This is a genomic window from Microbulbifer sp. 2205BS26-8, assembly GCF_030731025.1.
GTDB classification, from domain to species: domain Bacteria; phylum Pseudomonadota; class Gammaproteobacteria; order Pseudomonadales; family Cellvibrionaceae; genus Microbulbifer; species Microbulbifer spongiae.
In genome coordinates this window covers 16,239-38,982 of sequence record NZ_JAVAMR010000024.1, presented here as the reverse complement: position 1 = coordinate 38,982, position 22,744 = coordinate 16,239, and the positions used below count along the sequence as shown (strand labels likewise).

The following is a 22,744-nucleotide window of genomic DNA, read 5'->3' as shown; positions in this document are numbered from 1 at the left end:
TTTCGTTTTCCGATATATTGCCTGTTAGTCTGTCTATTTCGCTGGTGCGCTTCGGTTTGCAACTGCTCGGCGGGTTTTTTAGGGTCAAATCCCTGCCCTGTGCTTGAAATTATCCAGGTAAGCCCGTTGAATGGCGCTTTAAGCGACAGGAGTGAAAGATGACCGCGGCGCTCTCCATCCAAAACTTGCAAAAGACCTATGAAAACGGGTTTCAGGCTCTAAAAGACATCAGCTTTGCGGTACAGCCGGGGGATTTTTTTGCTTTGTTAGGTCCCAATGGCGCGGGTAAGTCCACTATCATCGGCATTATTTGCTCGCTGGTGCGCAAGACGGCAGGGAGTGTTTCAATTTTTGGGATTGATACCGATAGCAATTTTCCTGCTGCCAAGCGTTTGCTGGGTGTGGTACCCCAGGAATTTAATTTCAGCCAGTTTGAAAAGGTCTCCGACATCTTAATGACTCAGGGGGGTTTTTACGGGATGCCGCGCAAATTGGCCGGGGAGCGCTCTGAAAAATACTTGAAGCAGTTAGACCTTTGGGACAAGCGCGGCACCCAGGCGCGTATGTTATCAGGGGGAATGAAGCGCCGGTTGATGATAGCGCGGGCACTGATTCATGAACCGAAGCTGCTGATTCTCGATGAACCGACTGCCGGGGTGGATATTGAGTTGCGCCGCTCCATGTGGCGCTTTTTGGAGAGGATCAACGCGCAGGGCACCACAATCATCCTCACAACCCACTACCTGGAGGAAGCGGAAAGCCTGTGTCGCAATATTGCCATCATCGACAAGGGGATTATTGTTGAAAATACGTCAATCAAGTCTCTGTTGAAAACACTCAACCGTGAGAGGTTTATTCTAGATTGCAATGCCTACCTGGAGAAGGCGCCGGTGTTGTTGGAATTTGAATGCCGCCTGTTGGATAGTCACTCCCTGGAAGTCACGCTAGAGAAAGGTCAGTCGTTGACCGAGCTTTTCGCTGCACTCAAGACACAGGGTGTCACTGTGACCAGTATGCGCAACCGCGCCAATCGCCTGGAGGAATTATTTCTCTCCATGTTGTCCGAGGAAAAAATGGAGGGGCTGGACCAGTGAGCGGCAAGTTGATCTGGATATCATTCAGCACCGTTTTGCGTCGCGAGCTGCGTCGCTTTATCCGTATATGGCCGCAAACACTGGTGCCGCCAGTCATCACCATGTCGCTGTACTTTGTCATTTTTGGTTCCCTGATTGGCAGCCGGATCGGCAACATGGATGGCTATCCCTATATGGAGTTCGTGGTGCCGGGGTTGATTATGATGTCGGTGATTACTAATTCCTACGCGAATGTGGCTTCCTCTTTTTACAGTGCCAAGTTCCAGCGCAGTGTTGAGGAACTTCTGGTGTCGCCCACACCCAACTGGGCGGTGATGGCTGGCTATGTATTTGGGGGCGTAGCGCGGGGTTTAATGGTCGGCCTGATAGTTACCCTGGTGGCGGTTTTTTTCACTTCACTAAGTGTGAAGCATCTGGCCGTCACCGTGGCTATTGTACTGTTGGCTGCAGTACTGTTTTCCCTGGCTGGATTTATCAATGCTATCTATGCCAACAGTTTTGATGCCATTTCTATTATCCCCACCTTTGTACTGACACCGCTCACTTATTTGGGAGGGGTCTTCTACTCCATTGACCTGCTTTCCCCGTTTTGGCAGGGACTGTCAAAACTGAATCCGATTCTGTATATGGTGAATTCCTTCCGTTTCGGGATTTTGGGCGTCTCCGATATCAATGTGGTTTGGGCTTTCGTTGGGGTTCTGGTATTTATTGCCTTGCTTGTGAGCTGGGGTCTCTACCTGATGAGCCATGGCAAGCGTTTGCGGCACTGAGGCTGAGTATGAGCAGAAAAGACTGGCACAATCTCCCTCTGGGTCGGGAGACCAATTATGAATCCACTTACAATCCACAGTTGCTGCATCCAATCCAGCGCTCTGTTTCTCGCGCCCAGCTGGGATTGCCCCACGGTGCCCTGCCGTTTTTTGGGGTGGACGAGTGGTGGGCATTTGAACTCTCCTGGCTGAATCCCAGGGGTAAGCCCCAGGTGGCAGTGGCACGCTTCAGTTTTCCGGCAGAGAGTCCCCACATGGTGGAGTCCAAATCCCTCAAACTGTATCTGAACGCGTTTAATCAGAGCAGGTTTGAATCCTGGCGCCTGGTACAGGATACTCTGGCACGGGATTTGAGCGCCACCGCTCTGACTAATGTGGGCGTCACCCTGGTAGATGTGGAGGATAGGGCCCTGGCGGTGGAAAAGCCCTGTGGCTATTGCCTGGATCATCTGGATATCGAAGTAGAGCAATACCAGCCGGATTCGGCACTGCTTGCCCTGGATAAGCGCGAGGAGGACGTGAGCGAAACACTTTATAGTCATCTGCTGCGTACTAACTGCCCGGTTACCGGCCAACCGGACTGGGCCACAGTCGTGGTGGAGTACAAGGGACCAGCGCTCGAGCGTGAGGCGCTGCTGGCCTATATCATTTCCTTTCGCGAACACCAGGATTTCCACGAGCACTGTGTAGAGCGCATATTTTGTGATCTCCAGCAGCTGGCGGATTTTTCTGAGTTAACGATCTGTGCCCGCTATACTCGCCGTGGGGGTCTGGATATTAACCCGCTGCGCTCTACGTGTATCGAGAAACATTTGCCACCACGATTTCCCCGACAGTAGTCCTTCGTTTCTTTCAGGTTTGGCTCGCAGGTGTTCAGCTGGCGGACAAGCGTGCCCCGATCAGCTATTCTGGTCTGGTGAGACGGTTTGCCAAACTCATCACTCTTGAAATACCGCTTCAACTGCACCGAATTGCTTGTGTTCAAGGGAGCTTATAGACCGTTGGTGGCTGTTTTTATGTTACATGGACCTGGCAATCTGTCTGATTGACGGGGAAAGAATATCTTCGGCGGACTTTACCATGGACTGGAAAGTTGAAGCGCCTACGGGATTTTTGCAGCTGAGTAACCGGGCGCCGGTGTGGGGCTTCTTCCATTTGCCCGGGCCCACGTTTGTATTGTTGCTGTTACTACCTTGCTTATTGAGCCCCGCTCAAACCTTTGCAGCTGAGACTTTTCTGGTGCCTCTAGGGCCTATCGCTCAGGAACAGAAAACACATTTTCTGTGGGTTATAGCCCTGACTATGGTGGCGGTCTTTCCGGTGTTTATCCTGTTGCCGGTGATACTGATCAAGTACCGCCGTAAGAAAGGGCACGGTATTTATGCGCCCAAGTGGGAGTCTTACGGTCCGCTGGAGCTGATGATGTGGGGTGTCCCTTTTATGGTGATATTGGTCCTGTCTTCCATGCTCTGGCGTGCCACCAGCCGCTTAGATCCCTACCAGGCGGTTGAAGGGGTTCTACCGCCTATACAGATGCAGGTGGTGGGGCTGGACTGGAAATGGCTTTTCATCTACCCCGACCTGGGTATCGCAACAGTTGGGGAGATGGTGATTCCGGTTAATACCCCGGTATCCATGATCTTGACCAGCGATACGGTAATGCAGTCATTTCTCATCGCCGCTCTCGCCGGGCAAATCTATGTCATGCCGGGTATGACCACCAAGCTCAATTTTATTGCTTCGAAGATTGGGGAAACCGAGGGGGAAAACACCCAGTTCACGGGAAAGGGATTTGCCGATCAAAAATTTGAAGTGTTGGTGAGGAGCGAAGAGGATTTCCAAGCCTGGTCGCAACAGGTGCGCGCTGTAGGTATTGAACTGGATACCGCTACTTATCACCGTTTGGCTGAGCGATCAACTCGTCGCAAGGCGCATAGTGAATTGGCCACGACACAAATGCCTGCCAGGGCCATTTTTTTTACCCTGCCCAATAAACAGCTTTTCCGGGATATTGTGATGCGCTATCACTCTGGTAAACCGCTCAGTATTGAGGAGCAACCCGGTACGGAAAAATTTGGCCGGGGCGGGGATGCTGTAAGGGATACACAGCCATGAATAGTGTTGATCACGGCTGGCTGGGAAAATTGAACTGGGATTCAATCGTTTTCAGCAGCTTCCTGCACAATCCCTCGGTGAGTGAGGCTGTTGCCAGCGCCGCCGGTAGTATTGTCATTTTTGCCACACTCGCCACGCTTGGATTGATGACCTGGTATCGGGTCTGGGGCACTCTCTGGTCCGAATGGTTGACCAGTACAGATCATAAAAAAATCGGCATCATGTATATAGTGTTTGCTTTGGTGATGCTGGCTCGCGGTCTGCTGGAAGGCATGGTGATGCGGGCGCAACAGGCCGCTGCACCAGACGGGTTTCTCTATGCGGACCACTTTGCCCAGTTGTTTAGTACCCATGGCACCATTATGGTGTTTTTCGTAGCCGTTCCATTCCTAGTGGGTATTATCAACTATGTGATGCCACTTCAGATTGGTGCCCGCGATGTCGCTTTTCCGGTATTAAACCAGATCAGCCTGGCAGTCACAGTGTCATCGGGCCTGTTAATGATGGTATCTCTGGTGGTGGGTGAATTTTCCACCGGTGGCTGGTCCGCTTATCCGCCCTACACCGGGGCGGATTTCAGCCCCGGTGTAGGCCCGGACTATTGGATCTGGGCCATCGTATTTTCCGGAGCAGGCACCACCCTTACGGGAATTAATTTCACTGTGACCATCTTGAAATGTCGCTGCCCTGGGATGCGGCTTTTTCGTATGCCAATGTTCTGCTGGACGGCGTTGTGCTCTTCTATTTTGATGATTTTTGCCCTGCCACCACTCAGTGTGGCAGCACTGATGCTGGGTCTGGATCGATATCTGGATTTTCATTTTTTCACCAACGATCTCGGTGGAAATATGATGAATTATGCCAATCTGTTTTGGCTCTTCGGGCATCCAGAGGTCTACCTGCTTGTGTTGCCTGCTTACGGTGTGTTTTCGGAAGTCTTCTCTACTTTTTCCGCAAAGAGACTTTACGGGTATAAATCTCTGGTTTTTGCTACAGCAAGTATTGCGGTATTGAGCTTTACTGTGTGGTTGCACCACTTTTTTACCATGGGGCAGAGCCCCACGATCAATATCGTTTTCGGTATTGCGACTATGCTGATTGCGGTACCCACCGGTGTTAAAGTCTATGATTGGATGGCGACCATGTACCGGGGGCGGATTCGCTTTACAGCCCCGATGATTTACGCCATTGGATTTCTGATTTTGTTTGTAATCGGAGGTTTGACCGGCGTAATCCTGGCCAATCCAACTGTGGATTTCCAAGTGCATAATACTTTGTTTCTGGTGGCGCATTTCCACAATGTACTGATTCCCGGTGTGTTGTTCGGTCTTCTCGCCGGATACAATTACTGGTTTTCGAAAGCGTTCGGCTTCCGTCTCAATGACAAGTTGGGGCGGCTGTCAGCATTTCTTTGGATTGCCGGTTTTATGATGACCTTTTTTCCTCTGTACGGAGCCGGGCTGCTCGGTATGCCGCGGCGCTCCTTCAGTTATATGGACTTGACCTTTAAACCTTTTATGGTCGTGGCCTTTATTGGTGCGATGGTGATTCTCGCCGCACTAATTACTATTGTGGTGCAATTGATCGTGAGCGTGCGCAACAGAAATCAAAACCGGGTGCCCGTGGGTGATCCTTGGGACGGCCGCTCTCTGGAATGGTCGATACCGGCACCGGCGCCATCCTATAATTTTGCTCAATTGCCTCGGGTAACGGAACGGGATGCATTTACCGAGGCTAAAGAACAGGGATACGCCTATCAGCCACCAAAAGTATATCGAGATATTGAGCTTCCGAAAAACAATCCTCTGGGCTTTATTCTGTGTGTGGCCAGTGGCGTCCTGATGTTTGCTTTGGTTTGGTATATATGGTGGCTGGCCCTCGTCTCTGCGTTGGTGATACTTGGCGCAGTGATCGCTTCCTCTTTTCGCTGGGAATCCGAGCGGGTTATTCCGGCAAGCGAGCTCCAGTCAGATACGGAACGATGGTTGGGATTGGTGAAACGGAGCCAGGCGGTGGACAGGGACCTGGAAAATACCCCGCAAAACACAGGTTATGCCAAGTTGGAGCATTAGACCAATAGATGGAAGTAACTACTGCAGTCAATAGCCCGAGCACGAACCCGGGAGATACTCCAGGTGCGTTGCACAAAGACCCGGATGTGGTCATCTTCGGGTTTTGGGTTTTTATGATGAGCGATCTGATTTTTTTCGGGGTCGTTTTCGCCATTTATATCACTATGATCGGTGCCACGGCCGGGGGACCCGGTCCGAGGGAATTGTTCGATTTTGGCAGCTTGTTTGCTCAAACCATGTTGCTGCTTACCAGCAGTCTTACGGTGGGTATTGCCACTGTTACCATGAAACATCAGCGTAGCCAAACCAGTTTTTTATTCTGGGTGGTGGTGACCCTGGTTCTGGGACTCGGCTTTCTGGCTTTGGAACTCTACGATTTTTCGGAAATGGCCGCAAAAGGGGGGGTACCACAGCGTAGTGGTTATCTGTCCGCCTTTTTTGGTCTTGTGCCCCTGCACGGGCTACATGTCACTTTCGGGTGCCTGTGGATGCTGGTGCTGATTGCCCAGATATGGCGCGTGGGAATGGTGGATATCATAAAGCTGCGTTTTTTGCGCCTGGCTCTGTTTTGGCATTTTCTGGACTTGATCTGGATCGGGATCTTTTCGGTAGTCTATTTTGGCGGGTGGGTATATGGCTGAAAAATCCGGGTTTGCAACCGATTTGCGTGCCTATCTGACAGGTTATGTATTGTCTGTAGTGTTAACACTCGCCGCCTTCGCAGCAGTGCTCTCTGCCGGTCCGGATAATAAGCGTGTTTTGTTGCTGGTAGGGTTGCTGGGGGTGGCACAGCTGGTTGTGCAGCTCAAATACTTCCTGCATGCCACTACGCAAAAAGAACAGCGTGAAAATCTGGCGCTGGTACTGTTCTCAACTCTGATCCTGCTAATTATTGTTCTAGGTACAGTGTGGATTATGGGCAACTTGGCTGTGCGCATGCATACAGCCCTTTAAAAACCAAATTGCAATGGCTGTGCAGACTGGTGAAACTTAAATAATCACTTTGCTCTTCAGGCTGGAAGTTGCTTTTTGCAAAGACTGCAATACTTTTTCCTTGTCATAATTGCGAATTTTGTCTAGATCCAGATGCATGGAGAAGCCGGGTGCATGTTCTTCCAGATAGCTCTGCTGACCACCAAGATTTTTGCGCAGATCGGTAACCTGGTAGACCTTTACTGGGGTGCTGATTCCCTTTACGGTGATATGCCCTTTGTCACGACACATGACCGTGTGCTTAATCATGGCCCAGGTCTCGTGGCTGATCAGGATTTCCCCGGGCTGGGCCGCACCTTCAAGGCGCGAAGCCAGGTTTACATGCGTGCCCATCACTGTGTAGGACTGGTAGTTGGCAGTACCAAAAACGCCCACGGTGCAATAGCCGGTATTGATGCCCATTCTCACCTGCAAGGGACGCGAGATCCCTTTATTGTACCACTCCTGTTTCATTTCGCGCACGCGCTTGCGCATTGCCAGGGCCATGGCCACACAGCGCAATGCGTCGGATTTTGGCCCATTACTTTCGTCGTCTCCAAATACCACCATCACCGCATCGCCGATAAACTTATCAATGGTGCCGCCGTATTGACCCGCGATACGGGCCATTTCAGAGAGATAGTTGTTGAGCAGAAGCGTGAAGGTTTCCGCTTCCAGTTCTTCGGTAAGCTGACTAAAATCCTTGATATCAGAGAAGAAAACGCTCAGTAGCTTTCTCTGGGTGGTCAGTGCCTGCTCGTTGCCCATGGTGACAGACCGCCACAGTCGTTTGGGCAGGTATTTAGATAATTTGTAGGAGCGCACCTTGTTAACCCGCTGTTCGGTTGTCAGGGCGCAATTAGCACTCTCAAGCAGGCTGATCTGTCGCTGGGTGAAAAAGGCATAGGCGCACAGGTAAGCCAAAATCCCGATGAGGCTCACGGTGCTGATGGTGAGATCGGCATTGATCAGCAGTGTCGGTCTGTGTATTAGGTAACCGGCAGCAACGCCCACAAGCAGACCGGTATTATGCTCAAACCAATTGCGCCCACCACCCAAGGTGAGGGCATTCAGTTGTACAACAGTAACAAACAGCAGGGATGGGAGCATGCTGAAGTTGGCCAGGGCAATGGTGATGCCAATCAACACTGTATCGATGAAGGTTAGGAAACGGCGGGCCTTTTGAGCTTTCAAAGCCTGGACCCGGCAGAGAATATACTGGGCGACGGCGCAGTAAGTGACTAGTAACACCACCATACCCGCACTGAGCAGCTTGTCTACCTGCCAGGGAGGGGACCAGCCATCTGCATTGACATTGACCAGAGTACCCGCTGCCGCGAAACAGACCAGGGTGCGAAAATAGGTAGCGTAGTGGGGGTTGATATTCCGCCCTGTGTCACCTTCGTGCTGGTTCTGCATTTGTGGTTATCTTTTTCCATTGGAGCAGAAATTGAACATGTTGCGAGCAGGTGGAAGATGAGCTCCAGTAACCCTGTGTCCGGCAATGGCTGCGCAGCGTTCTACAAGTAGGTGAAGTGTACTCCTCCAAACCCCAGATTGCGAAAAAACCATTGCTGGCCACTGTTGTACTTTGGGCCTGAGCAGGCATTGCCTGGGCTTGTTGCAGTAGACTCCGGACTCAGAATGTAACTGGAGAGTACCATGGATGCCCTGATAGCCCTGCATAATAGAGTTTCAACAGGCAAGCTTACTGACCCTGCGCCAACTGAAGGACAGCGACAAAACCTCTTTCGTGCTGCTTTGCGTGCGGCGGATCACGCCTGTCTGCGTCCCTGGCGATTCCTGCTGGTGGAAGGGGAGGCGCGCAGGCGCCTGGGGCGGATTTTTCTGCAGGCAGCGGAGCAGGCAGAGGTCGCAACCCTGACGGACACCCAGCGCCAGCGCACCCTGGATATGCCTTTACGCGCGCCTTTGATCATCATTGCCATTACCCACCTGCAGGAGCACCCAAAGGTGCCCTATCTCGAACAGCATATGTCCACGGCTGCTGCCGTACAGGCCATGCTCACCGCTGCCTACGCCGAAGGTGTGGGCGCTTATTGGCGTACCGGGCCATTGGCCGGCAATCCCCTGGTTGCCGAGGGGCTTGGACTGGCCGAGAATGAGAGAATTGACGGCTTTATCTACTGTGGTACTCCCGAAAGTGCCCCCCGCCAGGCACCGAATCTACAGGTAGATGCATTTTTTTCATATTGGAGTGCGCATTAGTGCTTGCATAGGGAGAAACATTTGGGTAAAGTGCGCGGTTTCTCGATTAGTATGCTAGATATCTTATTGATTTCATTGGATATTTAGCAATCGAAAGGTCCCTGGTGAGGATGGATTGTCCCAAGGAGAGTAACAATTTGGTGAGGTGTCCGAGTGGCCGAAGGAGCACGCCTGGAAAGTGTGTATGTCGAAAGGCATCGAGGGTTCGAATCCCTCCCTCACCGCCATTTTAAAATATAACGCCCTGATTTTACAGGGCTTTTTATTTATAAAGTATAAAATCCCCCACTTGGTCCCCCACTTGTTTGAAGTATCAAACTGATAGGCACTCGCACTATGCGGCACCATCAAGTTTATCCTCTATCCAAGTCTCCACTTCTTGACTGTCCCAACCAACAGCACGTGGGCCTATCCGCTTTTGCTGAGGAAACTGTCCTTCTTTAGCCATCCGGTAAATGCTGCTGCGTTTATAGCCGGTGAGTCGTTCGACTTCAGGTAGCCGCAAAATGCGGCGAGGTGTTTTCATGCTTTCACCTTTTGGTTTGCAGTAATCCATAATTCTTCCTGCGATCTACGGCGCGGCAGAAGCTGCACCTATCATTTAATCCTCTAAAGTGCAGCAGCCAGCTTGACCAAACCCTTGGGGGTCACTTGCTCTCTGCCCGTGGCGTCGCGAATCGCGACCCCATCGGAAATGGCGCATTTACAGTGCTTGGCAATAGCATCCCGCGTGTTTTTATAGCCCAATATCTCAGCCACATCCTTACCGACAAAGTAGGGTTCGTCTTCGCGCTTGACGGTGCGCACTAAATTTTGATGGAAATTAAAGGGAATGATGTCGGTCATCGTTTCTCTCCTTGCCGTTCCTTAAGAGGTATCTCTTACTCAAATCTCAACTTCCCGTTCACAGTTTTTATCGATGCAGTTCTTGAAATCTTCTCTGATTCTCTTTCTTCGTATCCTCGTTACGCCACCACACTAGGCGGAGGACTGCCAAGAAAAGAGGCCCGCCAAACACCGCCATTAATGTTGCCGGGAAAGATAAATTAGTGCCCATCAATCTCAGAGAGGCACTTAATGAACATATCCAAACGATCAGCAGGCAAGACAAGGAAAAAACCGATAGTTCCACTATTCCCCCTTTACGCTGTGCTGCCACTTGCTCGCGAACGGTCACACCACAATTCACCTGTACTAGGGTACGAGCTACCATAGGACTGGAAATTTCCATTTGTTCATCTGGGCCACCCGCTTTTATTGGGTGCCAGCCTCACACTCCACCAATTTGCCATCGATGACTTTGTAAATAGTTGTAGCGTCGGACTTTTTATCAAAGATCTGCACCCAATCTACAAAGGGGTCTTTGGCTATTTGCTCTGCCTTTTTCTTTGCTTCCTCCTCGGTTTCGAGTGATTCTCGAAAATCCTTTATCCCGCCCATCATCAAGTTATATGCGCCGCAAAAAAATGCGTATCTTTTCATTAGATTCTCCGGATTTAAAAAAAGGGCCCAGTACCTGCGGCCCAAGCAGTGGGGGTACAGCTGACTGAATGCGCCAGGGGCGCGGTGGAAATTCTTTATCTCCTGTTTTTTGCTGCGGCTTCACCGGCCAGGGCAAAGTACGCTGCACCGTCTTCATAGTCGTCTGGTACAAACACCCCGCAGCTTGCACGGGATTGCTTCAGTAGCACCATAAACAGCCATCCCTGTTCTTCGGTAAGCTCGGTTTCGTGTAGGGCATTGAATGCGGTCACGGTTTTGGCCATGGAGCGCTCGCCGTTTTTGCTATCTCGCTGTTCAGCACGGTCGCGCATATGCTGAGCGGCTTTTTTCAGGAAGGCGTGGGCGCTGTTGTCTGGTGGTGAAACCGTTTCAGAGCTCACGCGGCTTCGCTCCCATTGATTTGCTGTGCGAGGTGATCGAGGGTTGCGAGGTAATCCGTTGCCGCTTCCCGGCTTTTGATGAGGGCGTTTTGTATGGCCTCTGCACGGTTTGCGCCGTGGCCCTGTGCCAGGCCTGCCCCCAGAGCACTGGAGAGGTTTACATTCAGGCAGACGTGGTAGTTCAGGCTGCCGTCGAGCCCACGTTGGCAAGTTATCCGCCCAAGGATATTGCCCTGCAGCACAACGTTTTCTTTGCTAAGCACCGGCCTGTTGGGATTTCCCTCTGCGTCGGTGATCGGAATTGATCTAAATTCGATGCCCTTCATGCGGCATTCCCTCCCTGGTTACGTATGCGAATAGTTTTAATGGTGGGTTTGCGCTGGAAACGGGTACGGAGTTGCTCCTGGGTATCGGTGCCAGTACCGCTAATGATTGAGGCGACGAGAGTGAACTGGATCAGGCCGTGTTTAATGGCTTTAGCGACGGCATCGGTACTGTTACGTGCGTGCAATTTAAAGAAGCATTCAGTCAACAGGTTGGCGACATTGGCGATAGAGCAGTGCATAGCGGCGGCGGTTTCAGCATTGCTAAGGCCGCGAGCGCGGTGTGTAAGGGCTTCTGCCTGGCGGGGGGCCAGTTTCCTGTACTTGCTGCTAGGAGTGGTCGAGCTGTTAGTGAATGGCTGCATGCCTGTCTCCTTAATTGGCAAAGAGACTTTAGTGTATCACTAACTTTATGTAAAGTAATTAACTAACTAAATTGTCGAGAAATGGCATCCAATATTTCATTGGACAGCCCTACGGCCTGCTCAGGGTCTGCTGCTAAGGCTTTTTTTGCGGATTCGATGAACTCCTGTGCAGCTGCAGCAGGAGCGAATATCTCATCAAGGGGTTGGTCGAACACTTCCCGAATTCGGGGTAAAAGTGCCAGTTTTATCGATGAAGTAGAGCCTTGCTCTATTCGATTATAAGTGGAAAAGGACATGTTGAGCTTTTTCGCCGCTTCGCGCTGACTTAATCCCGCCCGCTTCCTGGCTGCACGGATAAGTATGTTTGGGTGTTCAGGCATTTTGGGCATCGAAAGGTAAATTAGGTTGAGTAATATGCAATTATGTTCAGATAAGTTGCAAATGACCTGCCCTCAGTTGACTAACGCGGACCTTTTGGGGATGTTGGTGATGTCGCCAATGAGGCGCAGCGAAGCTTGGTTTCTCGCGCAAGTGAAGTGGAGGATCGTTGCAAATGGATATGCCGGAGTACGTGCGAGTGTTGCGATTAATGCGGGCAATCGAGAGAGGTTTGAAGGCCGCCGACGCTGAGTCAGTCGTCAGCAGTGCCTGCGAGAATGGCGAGCCGGAGGACAGGGAGGGGGTCAATAATCTCCCCGCTGGACTGGCTGGCCGAGTACAGTGTAATAAGGGCCGCACCGAAGATACGCGGTGAAGGCATTTTCATATTTTCCTTTTCTAAGGTTTCCATCATTGCCGCGACGCACTTAGCCGCTAGGATCTCATCTATTTGGCCGGGCTTAAGTTGCTGCTGACCGCTAATGGTTTCTGGGTGTTCATGGTCAAGCCAGCCGGGCTCTAGGTTTAGATGCTCTTCAATTTCGCGCGCCTTTTTATCGCCCACATTAGTAATAGGGGGGTCTTGGCTAATCTGGCTGGCGTAGCTCACGGAGAGGCCTAGGGCTTCAGCGAATTGCTTGTTTTTTGGGCCGTGCTTGGACCTTAAGAGTCTGATATTGCTAGCCCGAATCTCTCGTATGGTCATTTTTGTCCAGCGCGGTCCTTTTCCCATAGTCCAGCCTAGTCATGCAGATTGTGTTTGTGCAGCCTGGTCAAGCGAATTAGGCAGCACAAGCGGTTTGACGCACCCTATCACAACAATTCCCCAATGATACTTGCCAACTGGTTAGCGAAAAGCTAACCTTTAGTGATATGAAACTTCGAACCTTTCTTTCGCAGCTCAAAGACGACCGTGATGCTCTTCAGAGGCTTGCTGAAGAAGTCGGCACGAAACCTATTTACCTGCGGCGCATTGGTGGCGGGCATGACCCTTTGCCAAGCCCAAAGCTCGCAAGGCGCATCGCTTATGCGAGCGGTGGGCGGGTGGACCTTGCTTCTGAATATCCACACCTTTGGGGGTAGGCCCTAGAGCTGCCACCAACAGCAGTATGGAGGCAAGGCAAGAACTGGTTAATCAATAGCCAACCATGGTCATTCATACAGGAGAAAAGGATGGACAAGCTAAGCATACAGAGTGAGGTCGCGGAATTTGCCAAGTCGAAGGGGAGCCAGGCGCTGATGGATAGGCTGATTTTGCAGCGCCTGGAATAGCTCAATTAGATAGATATAGATCCGGTGCTTATTTTATTGGAGGGCATAGCACGTCAATAGGTAGAGATTGGGCCTGAGGAAGTAGTTGGTTAACAGCTTCCTTAAGAGTATTCCCTATAGACATGAATTTTTTGCTTGGGAGTCCCATTGCATCAATAACGTGTGCCGTAAATTTAGGTGGGTTGGCGGACTTACCATTTTGGAGTGTTTCACGAACTTCTATTCGAACCACTTCAGTTGCATTGCGCTCAAGACGGAGCCTGTGAGTTTTAAATAAAGTGCTATCGGCGGATGTGATGTTGAACATAACTATTCCCTTGTTAGCTATTGGTAAGCGCTTGCAGCTTACCTGTAAATACAGCAGCTGCCCAGGGATATTACAGCCGATAGAGATCGGCTAATCCGCCCATGTAGCTGAATTTACCTAAAGGAGAGAACGATGGACAAACAAAGCATAAAGAGTGAAGTCGTGGAATTCTTTAAGACGGAGCAGGGGAGGGCACTAGTAGTTGAAATTCTTTCTGCCCATATCGCTAGCGAGGATTTCGTGCTGTTTGAACAAAACAGTGGATGAAGCCCAGCTCGGGCCGGGCTAGTAGTCCAGGCACTAATTTTTATGCGCGTTGCGCACTGCATCGTAAATCACTTGGAAGGCATTGGCAAGTTTCTCGGCGTCGTCTTCGATCATATCGCCTGATGGCCAGTGTGAGGAGTTTCCTCCGCCGCGCTGAAGGGAGGCAATTAGGATATCTGCGGCAATGCGCTCGTCTGAGTCGTCCATAGGGAAAATCTGTGTTGCTGCTGGTGAGGAAGCCTGCAGTGTACCGGTAAACCCGTCACCTGGGGAGTGGTGTCACAGCCAGCAGAGTTGTCTACGGCCTGCTGGGGGTGGGCATAGGAGAGCAGTAATGTTTGAGCACACGACAACATGGTTGCAAGCAGATGCGCAACCGACCCTCGGCAGGTTGCAGGATATTAAAGGCAGCCTTTCAGGCTTTGAGGTTCTTAAGGCTCCTCTGGAGATCCTGAATAGCCTTGCCAATCTCGGCGATCTGACGTTGAAACTGCGTTGCATCAATCTCGACACGGGCTCCACAGGAGCAATTGAAATACTGGTTGTATTTGAGCCAAGTGAACCGCTTTTTTTGCTTGCGGCTGCACTTCGGACACAGAAGATCGAGGGTGCCGTTGTCGATCAATGACATAACTAATTCCTTGTTGTTATTGGTATTGGAAGTTTCAGCATACCGGGAAAGGCGACACCTGCCCAGTGGTGTGACAGCCGGGAGAGTTCGGCACGAAACAGTGCAGAAGTTATTGGTTAAGGGCATAGAGAATGCAACAGGCGTCTATACGGAAAAGCCAGTTTCCCCGGTTGACAGAGATCGGAGAACGGTCCTATGCTTATCCCGCTCTCGCAAAATCGGGAGCCGGGATATGCAACCCGTATCTACAAGGCGCCGGGAAGACGCCTCTAGCTGTAAGCGTCTTTTTTTGTGCGCGAAACCTCCTTGTTATGGTGGGGTATTCGGGGGGCCTTCGGGCCCGCCGTTTCCTTGTAGCGGTATTGCATACCCGTCTACCCCGCCGCCTTATCGAGATATGCAACTCCTTGGTGGCGGTTAATCTGCTATGCAAGGAGGCTCTCATGCCTAACCACGCCCCAGTTGTGCCTGCTGCTCGGGCAGATCAGTTTATTACCCAATCTCTTGAGCTCGCTGGCGTTAGCCTGGAAACCACAAAAAAGCTGCGCACGCTGTTTCGCACCATTGTCTACATCCCCGACAACAATCCCACTACGCAGGAGCTGGCCGCTTTGGGCGCTCAGCTTGCGGACGAGTGGGCCAATGTCATTGATTGCGAGCGTGAGGATCTAGAGCAGCTCACCGCTTCCACTCTGATCAAATAGGAGGTGCATTGTGAGTATGGAGCTAATGGTCAAGGCAATGAAGGTCAAAGTGGGGAATCCGCTGCGTAAGCTGGTACTCCTGAAACTGGCTGATAACGCTAGTGACCAAGGTGAATGCTGGCCAAGCTATCAACATATCGCTGACCAGTGTGAAATCAGTCGGCGCTCAGTTATTGCCCATATCAAGGCGCTAGAGAAAAGCGGGTTTCTGAAAATCAACAATCGGAAATCAACGAATTCCAGCAAGCTAAATGCCAGTAATTTGTTTGTGTTGACTCTGGATAAGGGTAGTGAATTTCCTGCATCAGGTAGTGAATCTCCTGCATCAGGTAGTGAATCTCCTGCACTAGGGGGTGGTGAATCTCCTGCACCCAGAACCAGTCACTCTCTTGAACCAGTCAAGGAACCTAATACACATACTGGCGACCCACCCACCAGTGCGCCCGTTGATCGACCCCCTGATCAACCGGACTTGATCGAACAGGAGTTTGTCCAGCTCTGGGAGATTTACCCAAAGCGAGCCGGTGGTAACCCAAGGGTCGGAGCGCTGAAGTCATATCGCACCCTGAGAAAACAATTCCCGTTTGAACCCATTCGAGCCGGTCTGGTGCGATACGCCAGATACTGCGAGGCGATCGGTGACGCCGGCACCCGGTATGTGAAACAGACCAAAACGTTTTTCGGCCCCGACCTGCACTGGCAGGACGAATACCCGCTCCCCAAGCAAGGAAAGCCTCATGAAAACCGTAACTCAGGCCCTGGCAACCGCCTCCAACAGCAACACCGCCAGATCAATGCCGCAGCCGCTAGAGCCCAGGCACGAAGCGCTGCTGCTGGCCCTGTGGAAGCGCATGACCCAGCTGTACGGCCACAAGTGGTCGTCCCAGCATGCCCTGTATGACTCCGAAGCGGATGAGATTGCCGGCTGCTACAGCGAGGATTTCATGTTATGGGCGAAGAAGACCCAGGAGTTAAGCGAGATGGCCTGGCGCCGTGGAATGAATTACGTCGAGTACAGAAACCAGGAGGCGGCGCGGCAGGGAGAAATCGATAGCTGGCCGCCCAACTACGCGGAGTTTGTCGGTATGTGCATACCAGCCCCTGGAGAGCGCATATTCCGGGCGTTTGAGCCTCCGAAACTGCCCAACAAAACTGCTCAGGAGCGATCCAAGGTGGTTGGACGCCAGACACTGGACAACCTGAAATCCCTGTTTGCGGAGACGGAGGAGTGAATCTTTCACTTGGTGGAAAAGATGGTCAATGAAATCAGCATTCGCGAGCGCTTGTGGGAGTGGTCCAGGGCCTATCCTGAACGTGCGGGGGACTCAGTGAGTTGGCCCCGTATGGCGGCATTTGGCCGAAGGATGCTATCAGGGCGCAGGGAGAGCCCGGACCCGATAGATTACGAGAGGGCAGCCCTTACGGATGCCGCAGTATTGGCTTACCTGAATGTGATTGCCAGGCGTCAGGACAAGGAGAGGGCTACGCTGGAGAGGTTGGTTTTTGGGTTGCGGTATTACTATCGGTGGGAAATGCAGAATGTGTGCAGGAAGGTTGGCCAAAGTAAAAGCTGGGTAATTAATATGTGCAAAGTCATTGAGGGAACGGTGGAGGCGCTTTATTTGGCGGATAGTGCCGCATAACTGTATTTAAATACAAGCTGTATGTATTGACAGCCTAGGCGTGAAGATGCTATATTCAGCTAAGCTGTCGCGAAGTATGCGCAGCGGGACCATACCCCCCTTTGAAAGTCCCGTCTGGTTAAGCCGACGGGGCTTTTTTGTGGCTGCAGCTCAGAGATGTGATTGAAAGAAGTGTTGAGCTACGCCAAGCTCGTCGTGTACTGCAATGTGATAAAGCTCAGATCACCGTAAAGTTTTGGTAGAGTTAAAGAAATATATAAGGATAAAATATGAAAAATATAGTTATAGCCCTCTTTGGCGTTTTTCTCACATACAACGAATTATATGCTTCGAATAACGATGTAATTGCTAGGATCACTGGAGAAGGTGGTTCAATTACCGTATACGGCCCACCTGCAGGAGTAAATACAAGTACTACAGGACATTATAGTGAAAATTTTGTCGAATACCCTATAGTTGAACAACCTAGCAGGCCTTATCTAGGCTGTTCAACTTTAAATGAAAGGCATCGTGAAATATCACGATTAAAACATCATGAGTGTCATCATGGGGATCGTTGTATTATATTCGAAGGCTATCCTGAAACTGAAACTGGCTGCCCCTCTGATCGAGAAGAGATCGTTTTGTCTCATGGCAATAATCCTGACGCAATGGGCTTTGGTGATTGGCGTTATTTGCGTTTCTATTTTAAGGTTCATCCAGATACTAAAGTGGGTGGCCAGAGAGCAATAATAAGCCAGGTGTGGCAGCATGACTCTACAGCTTATGGTAGTCGCCCGGCACTAGGGCCAGCATTTGCTATTTTTTTAAGAGATCACGGCTCTGACCCAAATAAGATGTATGTTGACTTTACATATAGGAATGAGGTGAGCAAACAGAATCCAGCTGTTACATTCCATACTGATACAATATGGAAAAGCTCTTGGTATGTTTACCATGTTAAGATGAAAGCAAGATATGATGGCCCTCGTGGTGTTATTCTTCTCTGGAAAAATAAGGGGCTTCATAATAAATTTTCTTTGGAAGAAGCAATTAATTATAGCTCCGTATATGATGGTAACTACAAGTTTTACTGGGGTTACCCTCCAAGCCCGGAGAATGGGCTCCAAAGTAAATTTAGTATTCGAGTTGGGATCTATCGTCCTATGACAGACTATTTCACCTTTTGGATGGATAGCATAAAGGTAACATCTACACCGATAGCCATGGATGGAATTTAAGACGCGAAGCTCTAATTTAGGGGATGTAAGGGAGCAAACGCGATGTCATCCAGCTAGCCTTATAATATTCTGAATATTTATCTTTACAGCTATACCAATCTTCAGTCCGCCCAGTGCGGACTTTTCCGTATTTGGTGATCCCATGTTTGATAACGAACACTTCACAGAAAGGGAGTTGTCCTGCCGTTGTTGCGGGAAACTCCACTTCTCGGACGACACGTTGTGCCGGTTGATAAGGGTGAGGAAGCGCTTCAACAAGCCGATAGTGATCACCTCCGGTTATCGCTGCCAGGCCCACTGCGCCAGGATCGGCTCCACCATGACACACACTACCGGGCAGGCTGTGGATGTATCAGTTTCAGGTGGGCGTGCCTATGAGCTGCTGGGGATCGCTATAGAGGAAGGGTTTACTGGCATTGGGGTAAAGCAGCATGGTCCATACAAGGGCAGATTCCTGCACCTGGACGATCTTGGAGCTATTCCGGGCAAGCGTACCGGCCCCACAATCTGGAGCTACCCAAGGTAGGGCGTATGAAGGGAGTGGCACAGAATTGCTTCCGGGACGGTAATCAGGATAATAGCGCCATGACGACCAATATTGAACTTTGATTGTACTGTGAATTTTATGATTTTTTATGCCTAGAAAGATTAAAGGTATTGGATTAAGGCACTACGGTGCGAAAACGATCGATTTAACTCACGCCGTAGACTGGGAGTCCGTAATAACCGAAATATTCGTCGGTTTCCTCCTTGGAGTGTTTTCCTATATGGGGTATGTTGGCGGAATAGCTTTACTATTTATTCCTTGTCTTATAGGTTCGTTTGTATGCTTCTATGCGGTAATAAGAAATATAGTTTTGTATTTCAAGTATAAATCTGCCAATGAAAAGAGCGGTGGTCAAAAATCATAACCGGTTAAAGGCTTTTTCTAGCCCGCCCTCCCCACACCACCGTGCAACGACCCAAACCGGCCCCTGAGCCGGTTTTTTTATGTCTGGATAACTTTGAAGCCGTACCCCTGGAGCTACTGATGATTTCTGCCCTAACTGCCATCTCTAACCTGATTGGCAAGGCCATCGACAAAGCGTTCCCAGACAAAACAGAGGCCAACCGGCTCAAGGCTCAGATTGATAGCCAGTTGATCTCTATGGACCTGAAAGAGCTGGAATCGGCCACCAGCATCATCACCGCTGAGGCTGGTGGAGAGAGCTGGCTACAACGGTGCTGGCGCCCGCTGACGATGTTGACGTTTGTCGGTTTGGTCGTGGCGCATTGGTTGGGATGGACCGCACCAAACCTCAGCGAGGAGCAAACACTGGCACTGCTGGAGATCGTAAAGATCGGCTTGGGTGGTTATGTGGTGGGCCGCAGTGCTGAAAAAGCCATCAAGACATGGAAACAGTCATGACCGTTCACGACCTGATGCGAGAGTTGGCTGAGAAGGCCGGCCATGCCACCACGGTAACCGCGGGTGCTATCGGCAGTATCTATAGCCTGTTTATTCAAAACCCCGTTGGCTTTATCTGTGCTTTGGTGGCCGTCGCTTCCTTTGCGATGAACTGGTATTACAACCACAAGCGCCTGCAGTTGATGAAGGCGCAACAGGAGCAGAAGCAGGCGTGGCCGAGCGAAAACTGACCTTCGATGTCAAAGATGATAAAAGCGACAAAGGGGAAAGGATACAGTGAATTCAGTGCCATTTGCGTCGCGCGGGTCCTCCCTGGGCCTGTTCTCTCCTGGGGGTAATTCGGGCCCCAGTGAGTCTCTGATTCTGAAAATTTTTTGAAATCTTCCATTTCCGCTTCCGGTTATTTTCATGGCGAGTCAGGCTGAGGTGGCGGCGCATCTTTTTCTCTCTGACCGGGCTATCCGGGACCTGAAGAAATTGCCGGGAGCCCCCGTACCACGGGGGCGAGGGCAATATGACCTGGATGCCTGGCGGGGGTTTTACATTCGCTATTTACGCGCCAAAAAAGGGGTGTCGGAAGACGGCTCTGAACCGGAAATAGGGGGGTCTGAAGCGGAAGTGAACTTCCGGTTACGGGATGCGGAGCTGAAGGTGGAGGAGCGGGCCGAGCGCATTGCGGGCCAGCGGGCCAAGCGCTTGGTGTTTGAGCGTACTTACGGCCCCCTGGACTTGATCACCCACACCGTGCAGAAGGCCGCCTCGGCAGTCAATTCACGCCTGGAGGCATTGAGCCCCAGGCTGCGGCAGGCCTGTCCGGATCTTCCCCCGGAAGCGTTTGCGCAGCTGGACCGGGAAATAGTTGCCGCCTGCAATGAACTTGCTGAAATCGAACCAGACCTCTCCGATTACGCTGAGGGCAGCGGCGAGGGCGGCGACCCGTGGGCTGTCGATTTTGAGGAAGCGCCCCCCGATTAACGGGGTTGACTGGGCGGATAAATATTTTTACCTGCCGCCGGAGTCCAGCCATATATCCGGTCGCTGGACCACCCAGCCCACCCAGGCCGCGGTACTCAACATGATGACCAGCGATGCCATTCGCGAGGTCTATTGCCAGAAGTCGGCGCGCTGGGGATTTACCAAGATCGCGGTTGCCGCGGTGCTGTACCTGATCGTGCACCGCGGGCGCAGCGGGGTGATCTATCAGCCCGACGATAAGAAAGCGAAGAAGTTTGTTAAGGCGGAAATTAATCCGGTGATTCCCTGGATGCCGGTGCTGCAGGCGATTTTCCCCGACTGGAACAGTCAAAACGAAAACAACACCATAGAACAAAAGCAGGGCCTGGGTTGGTCCCTCGATATGCTGGGGGCGCACAGCCCGACCAATTTCGACATGATCACCAAGCAGTTCCTGTTTGCTGACGAGGTGGACCGCTGGCAGATTGAATCGGGCAAATCCGGGGACCCGATCAAGGCCGCGCTGTCCCGGTTGGAGGGGGCGAGTTTTCCCAAGGCCATTTTTGGCGGTACCCCCACCACGGCTGGCGCAAGCCATATCGACCGGCTGATGCAATCCGCCTCGGCGGTGCTGCGCTGCTATGTGACCTGCCCCCATTGTGCGCGCGAGCAGACATTGCTGTGGGGCGGCAGGGATGCCGATTTCGGTATCTGCTGGGATAAAAGCAAAGACAAGGAAGCGCTGACTGGCAGCGATGTCTGGTATGTGTGCGCCGGTTGCCAGGGTAAATTCTTTTACAAAGACCTGGCAAAGATCGAGCAGGGTTGCCGCTGGATTGCGGACGACTGCGGATTCTGGACCCGCGACGGTGAGCATTTTTTTAACCGGGACGACAGCAAGGCTCGGCCGCCGCGCAAGGTGGGTATTTTTATCAGCTCGCTGTACTCCCTCACCCTGACCGATGGCTGGGTGGGGCTGGTGCGCAAATGGCTGGAAATCGGCGACGACCGCTTAAAGCGCAAAACCTTTATCAACCTCGATCTGGGTGAACTCTGGGTGGAGGACACCGTCGAGAAGCCCAATGCCGAGCTGCTTTACGACCGCCGCGAAGTGTATGCCGCACCGGTGCCCATGGGCGGGCTTTTCCTCACCTGTTTTGTCGATCACCAGGATGACCGCTTCGAGGGCATGGTGGTGGCCTGGGGCGTGGGGGAGGAGTCCTGGACCCTGGAGTATTTCGTGCTTTACGGCGATCTGAACCGGCCAATTATCTGGGACCAGCTGGAAGACAAGATCCGCACGGCCAGTTATCGCCACGAGAGTGGTATCGAGTTGAGCATTCGCCATTTCGGCATCGATACCGGCGGCCACTATACGGATGAGGCCCACGCGTTTGTGCGGCGTTTTGATGCTCATGTGGGCTTTGCCTGTCGCGGTGACAACCGCTATGAGCAATCGGTGGTGACCTACCAGAAAAAGCGCAACAGGCACGGCACGCGCGCCTGTGTAATCGGCACGGATACCGCAGTGGATATGATTTATGCGCGCTACAAACTCCTGCCCCAGCCGGACGAGGAGGGCAATTTGCCGGACCCCAAGGCACCGTGTCCGGGGCGTATCCACTGGCCGTCAGCCGAGTGGTGTACACGGGCGTTCTTTGCCCAGGCAACGGCCGAGGAAAAAAAGCTGAGCTACTCCCGCGGCAAGATGATATTCAGATACGAATGTCGACCCGGTGTGCGCAATGAGGTGCTCGACTGTTACAAGGGCAACCTGGCGGTGGTGCGCGCAGCCCAGAAATACCTCGGCCTCGACCTGGCGCGGCTGCAACAGAACTTCGACGAGATCCTGAATGCCACGGCGCCCAAGGCAACCCGTCAACCCAAGCGCAAACGTATGCGCGTAACCGGTGGTATCCGATGAGCTACACCCAGACCGATCTGGACAATATCGACAGAGCCATCAGCGAGATGGCGATGGGGGAGCGCGTGGGGGAATTCCGCCACAACGGTCGCCAGATTAAATACGCCGATGTCACGCTGCCGCAATTGCGCGCGCTGCGCAAAACCATCGCCGCGGCGGTGCAGCCCGAACGTCGGCGCTATTCGCGCATTATTACTGATAAAGGACTCTAGG

Annotated in this window: 31 protein-coding genes, 1 tRNA gene and 1 pseudogene; 22 read left to right on the top strand and 11 right to left on the bottom strand. The window is 51.8% G+C overall.

What is annotated here, in order from left to right; all coding sequences use genetic code 11:
* Nucleotides 1–158: 158 nt before the first annotated feature.
* From Q5Y71_RS09815 to cyoD, 7 genes are all read left to right on the top strand, one after another.
* Complete coding sequence (locus Q5Y71_RS09815; protein WP_306042019.1) at nucleotides 159–1,094, top strand: ABC transporter ATP-binding protein; 936 nt, start codon at nucleotides 159–161, stop codon at nucleotides 1,092–1,094.
* A complete protein-coding gene (locus Q5Y71_RS09810) occupies nucleotides 1,091–1,864 on the top strand; it encodes an ABC transporter permease (protein WP_306042018.1) in 774 nt (257 codons plus the stop codon). The genes Q5Y71_RS09815 and Q5Y71_RS09810 overlap by 4 nt, the downstream gene beginning before the upstream one ends.
* Before the next feature lie 8 nt (nucleotides 1,865–1,872).
* A complete protein-coding gene (gene queF, locus Q5Y71_RS09805; RefSeq protein ID WP_301417722.1) occupies nucleotides 1,873–2,703 on the top strand; it encodes an NADPH-dependent 7-cyano-7-deazaguanine reductase QueF in 831 nt (276 codons plus the stop codon).
* A gap of 241 nt (nucleotides 2,704–2,944) precedes the next feature.
* The gene (locus Q5Y71_RS09800) at nucleotides 2,945–3,979 is read left to right on the top strand and encodes a cytochrome c oxidase subunit II (protein ID WP_306042017.1); all 1,035 of its coding nucleotides are present in this window, start codon (nucleotides 2,945–2,947) and stop codon (nucleotides 3,977–3,979) included.
* Nucleotides 3,976–6,051, top strand: a complete 2,076-nt coding sequence (locus tag Q5Y71_RS09795) for a cbb3-type cytochrome c oxidase subunit I (RefSeq protein ID WP_306042016.1) — start codon at nucleotides 3,976–3,978, stop codon at nucleotides 6,049–6,051. The genes Q5Y71_RS09800 and Q5Y71_RS09795 overlap by 4 nt, the downstream gene beginning before the upstream one ends.
* Nucleotides 6,052–6,059: 8 nt before the next feature.
* Nucleotides 6,060–6,692 carry a cytochrome c oxidase subunit 3 gene (locus tag Q5Y71_RS09790; protein ID WP_306042015.1) on the top strand — a complete coding sequence of 211 codons (633 nt, stop codon included), beginning with the start codon at nucleotides 6,060–6,062 and terminating at the stop codon, nucleotides 6,690–6,692.
* Nucleotides 6,685–7,005, top strand: coding sequence for a cytochrome o ubiquinol oxidase subunit IV (cyoD, locus tag Q5Y71_RS09785; protein ID WP_306042014.1), 321 nt, complete (start codon nucleotides 6,685–6,687; stop codon nucleotides 7,003–7,005). Before Q5Y71_RS09790 ends, cyoD begins: the two co-directional genes overlap by 8 nt.
* Before the next feature lie 36 nt (nucleotides 7,006–7,041).
* Here the strand turns inward: cyoD and Q5Y71_RS09780 are convergent, their stop codons facing one another.
* Nucleotides 7,042–8,442: an adenylate/guanylate cyclase domain-containing protein gene (locus Q5Y71_RS09780; RefSeq protein ID WP_301417732.1), complete on the bottom strand. Its 1,401-nt coding sequence runs from the start codon at nucleotides 8,440–8,442 to the stop codon at nucleotides 7,042–7,044.
* A 243-nt stretch (nucleotides 8,443–8,685) separates the two neighbouring features.
* Between Q5Y71_RS09780 and Q5Y71_RS09775 the strand changes: the two genes are divergently transcribed.
* Together Q5Y71_RS09775 and Q5Y71_RS09770 are read left to right on the top strand one after the other, a co-directional pair.
* Nucleotides 8,686–9,252, top strand: a complete 567-nt coding sequence (locus Q5Y71_RS09775; protein ID WP_306042013.1) for a nitroreductase family protein — start codon at nucleotides 8,686–8,688, stop codon at nucleotides 9,250–9,252.
* A gap of 139 nt (nucleotides 9,253–9,391) precedes the next feature.
* Nucleotides 9,392–9,479: transfer RNA gene (locus tag Q5Y71_RS09770), tRNA-Ser, on the top strand.
* Between the two features lie 107 nt (nucleotides 9,480–9,586).
* Here the strand turns inward: Q5Y71_RS09770 and Q5Y71_RS09765 are convergent.
* The 9 genes from Q5Y71_RS09765 to Q5Y71_RS09725 form a co-directional block, all read right to left on the bottom strand.
* Complete coding sequence (locus Q5Y71_RS09765; RefSeq protein WP_306042012.1) at nucleotides 9,587–9,808, bottom strand: AlpA family transcriptional regulator; 222 nt, start codon at nucleotides 9,806–9,808, stop codon at nucleotides 9,587–9,589.
* Nucleotides 9,809–9,861: 53 nt separating this feature from the next.
* A complete protein-coding gene (locus Q5Y71_RS09760) occupies nucleotides 9,862–10,098 on the bottom strand; it encodes a BRO family protein (protein ID WP_306042011.1) in 237 nt (78 codons plus the stop codon).
* Nucleotides 10,099–10,506: 408 nt separating this feature from the next.
* Nucleotides 10,507–10,734 carry a hypothetical protein gene (locus tag Q5Y71_RS09755; RefSeq protein WP_306042010.1) on the bottom strand — a complete coding sequence of 76 codons (228 nt, stop codon included), beginning with the start codon at nucleotides 10,732–10,734 and terminating at the stop codon, nucleotides 10,507–10,509.
* A gap of 95 nt (nucleotides 10,735–10,829) precedes the next feature.
* Nucleotides 10,830–11,135 carry a DUF6378 domain-containing protein gene (locus tag Q5Y71_RS09750; protein ID WP_306042009.1) on the bottom strand — a complete coding sequence of 102 codons (306 nt, stop codon included), beginning with the start codon at nucleotides 11,133–11,135 and terminating at the stop codon, nucleotides 10,830–10,832.
* Nucleotides 11,132–11,461, bottom strand: coding sequence for a hypothetical protein (locus Q5Y71_RS09745; RefSeq protein WP_306042008.1), 330 nt, complete (start codon nucleotides 11,459–11,461; stop codon nucleotides 11,132–11,134). Before Q5Y71_RS09745 ends, Q5Y71_RS09750 begins: the two co-directional genes overlap by 4 nt.
* Nucleotides 11,458–11,823 (bottom strand): response regulator transcription factor, encoded by a 366-nt coding sequence (locus Q5Y71_RS09740; RefSeq protein ID WP_306042007.1) that lies wholly within the window; start codon nucleotides 11,821–11,823, stop codon nucleotides 11,458–11,460. Before Q5Y71_RS09740 ends, Q5Y71_RS09745 begins: the two co-directional genes overlap by 4 nt.
* A 62-nt stretch (nucleotides 11,824–11,885) precedes the next feature.
* Nucleotides 11,886–12,203: a helix-turn-helix transcriptional regulator gene (locus Q5Y71_RS09735; RefSeq protein ID WP_306042006.1), complete on the bottom strand. Its 318-nt coding sequence runs from the start codon at nucleotides 12,201–12,203 to the stop codon at nucleotides 11,886–11,888.
* Nucleotides 12,204–12,454: 251 nt separating this feature from the next.
* On the bottom strand, nucleotides 12,455–12,811 hold the full coding sequence (locus Q5Y71_RS09730; RefSeq protein ID WP_299947785.1) for a hypothetical protein: 357 nt from the start codon (nucleotides 12,809–12,811) through the stop codon (nucleotides 12,455–12,457).
* A gap of 690 nt (nucleotides 12,812–13,501) precedes the next feature.
* Nucleotides 13,502–13,780, bottom strand: coding sequence for a hypothetical protein (locus Q5Y71_RS09725; protein ID WP_301419288.1), 279 nt, complete (start codon nucleotides 13,778–13,780; stop codon nucleotides 13,502–13,504).
* A gap of 132 nt (nucleotides 13,781–13,912) precedes the next feature.
* On the opposite strand from Q5Y71_RS09725, the gene Q5Y71_RS09720 reads away from it, so the two are divergent.
* On the top strand, nucleotides 13,913–14,047 hold the full coding sequence (locus tag Q5Y71_RS09720) for a hypothetical protein (protein WP_306042005.1): 135 nt from the start codon (nucleotides 13,913–13,915) through the stop codon (nucleotides 14,045–14,047).
* Nucleotides 14,048–14,080: 33 nt separating this feature from the next.
* On the opposite strand, the gene Q5Y71_RS09715 is transcribed toward Q5Y71_RS09720, so the two are convergent.
* Complete coding sequence (locus tag Q5Y71_RS09715; RefSeq protein WP_301418046.1) at nucleotides 14,081–14,254, bottom strand: hypothetical protein; 174 nt, start codon at nucleotides 14,252–14,254, stop codon at nucleotides 14,081–14,083.
* Nucleotides 14,255–14,381: 127 nt separating this feature from the next.
* Between Q5Y71_RS09715 and Q5Y71_RS09710 the strand changes: the two genes are divergently transcribed.
* The 12 genes and pseudogenes from Q5Y71_RS09710 to Q5Y71_RS09660 all read left to right on the top strand — a co-directional run bounded on the left by Q5Y71_RS09710 (nucleotide 14,382) and on the right by Q5Y71_RS09660 (nucleotide 22,743).
* On the top strand, nucleotides 14,382–14,675 hold the full coding sequence (locus Q5Y71_RS09710) for a hypothetical protein (protein WP_306042004.1): 294 nt from the start codon (nucleotides 14,382–14,384) through the stop codon (nucleotides 14,673–14,675).
* Between the two features lie 446 nt (nucleotides 14,676–15,121).
* Nucleotides 15,122–15,382 (top strand): hypothetical protein, encoded by a 261-nt coding sequence (locus tag Q5Y71_RS09705; RefSeq protein WP_306042003.1) that lies wholly within the window; start codon nucleotides 15,122–15,124, stop codon nucleotides 15,380–15,382.
* 16 nt (nucleotides 15,383–15,398) lie between these two features.
* A pseudogene (locus tag Q5Y71_RS17545) lies at nucleotides 15,399–15,581 on the top strand (helix-turn-helix domain-containing protein); the annotation flags it as partial.
* Nucleotides 15,582–16,119: 538 nt separating this feature from the next.
* Nucleotides 16,120–16,614 carry a hypothetical protein gene (locus Q5Y71_RS09700; RefSeq protein ID WP_306042002.1) on the top strand — a complete coding sequence of 165 codons (495 nt, stop codon included), beginning with the start codon at nucleotides 16,120–16,122 and terminating at the stop codon, nucleotides 16,612–16,614.
* 21 nt (nucleotides 16,615–16,635) lie between these two features.
* Nucleotides 16,636–17,025, top strand: a complete 390-nt coding sequence (locus Q5Y71_RS09695; protein ID WP_306042001.1) for a hypothetical protein — start codon at nucleotides 16,636–16,638, stop codon at nucleotides 17,023–17,025.
* Nucleotides 17,026–17,294: 269 nt separating this feature from the next.
* A complete protein-coding gene (locus tag Q5Y71_RS09690; protein ID WP_306042000.1) occupies nucleotides 17,295–18,245 on the top strand; it encodes a hypothetical protein in 951 nt (316 codons plus the stop codon).
* Nucleotides 18,246–18,387: 142 nt separating this feature from the next.
* Nucleotides 18,388–18,771: a D-Ala-D-Ala carboxypeptidase family metallohydrolase gene (locus tag Q5Y71_RS09685; protein ID WP_306041999.1), complete on the top strand. Its 384-nt coding sequence runs from the start codon at nucleotides 18,388–18,390 to the stop codon at nucleotides 18,769–18,771.
* Between the two features lie 504 nt (nucleotides 18,772–19,275).
* Entirely contained in the window at nucleotides 19,276–19,653 is a 378-nt protein-coding gene (locus Q5Y71_RS09680; protein WP_306041998.1) for a 3TM-type holin, read from the top strand.
* A complete protein-coding gene (locus Q5Y71_RS09675) occupies nucleotides 19,650–19,883 on the top strand; it encodes a hypothetical protein (RefSeq protein ID WP_306041997.1) in 234 nt (77 codons plus the stop codon). The genes Q5Y71_RS09680 and Q5Y71_RS09675 overlap by 4 nt, the downstream gene beginning before the upstream one ends.
* 178 nt (nucleotides 19,884–20,061) lie before the next feature.
* Nucleotides 20,062–20,628, top strand: a complete 567-nt coding sequence (locus Q5Y71_RS09670; protein WP_306041996.1) for a hypothetical protein — start codon at nucleotides 20,062–20,064, stop codon at nucleotides 20,626–20,628.
* Nucleotides 20,606–22,531 (top strand): terminase gpA endonuclease subunit, encoded by a 1,926-nt coding sequence (locus Q5Y71_RS09665; protein ID WP_306041995.1) that lies wholly within the window; start codon nucleotides 20,606–20,608, stop codon nucleotides 22,529–22,531. The genes Q5Y71_RS09670 and Q5Y71_RS09665 overlap by 23 nt, the downstream gene beginning before the upstream one ends.
* Nucleotides 22,528–22,743 (top strand): hypothetical protein, encoded by a 216-nt coding sequence (locus tag Q5Y71_RS09660; RefSeq protein WP_306041994.1) that lies wholly within the window; start codon nucleotides 22,528–22,530, stop codon nucleotides 22,741–22,743. Before Q5Y71_RS09665 ends, Q5Y71_RS09660 begins: the two co-directional genes overlap by 4 nt.
* Nucleotide 22,744: the final 1 nt, after the last annotated feature.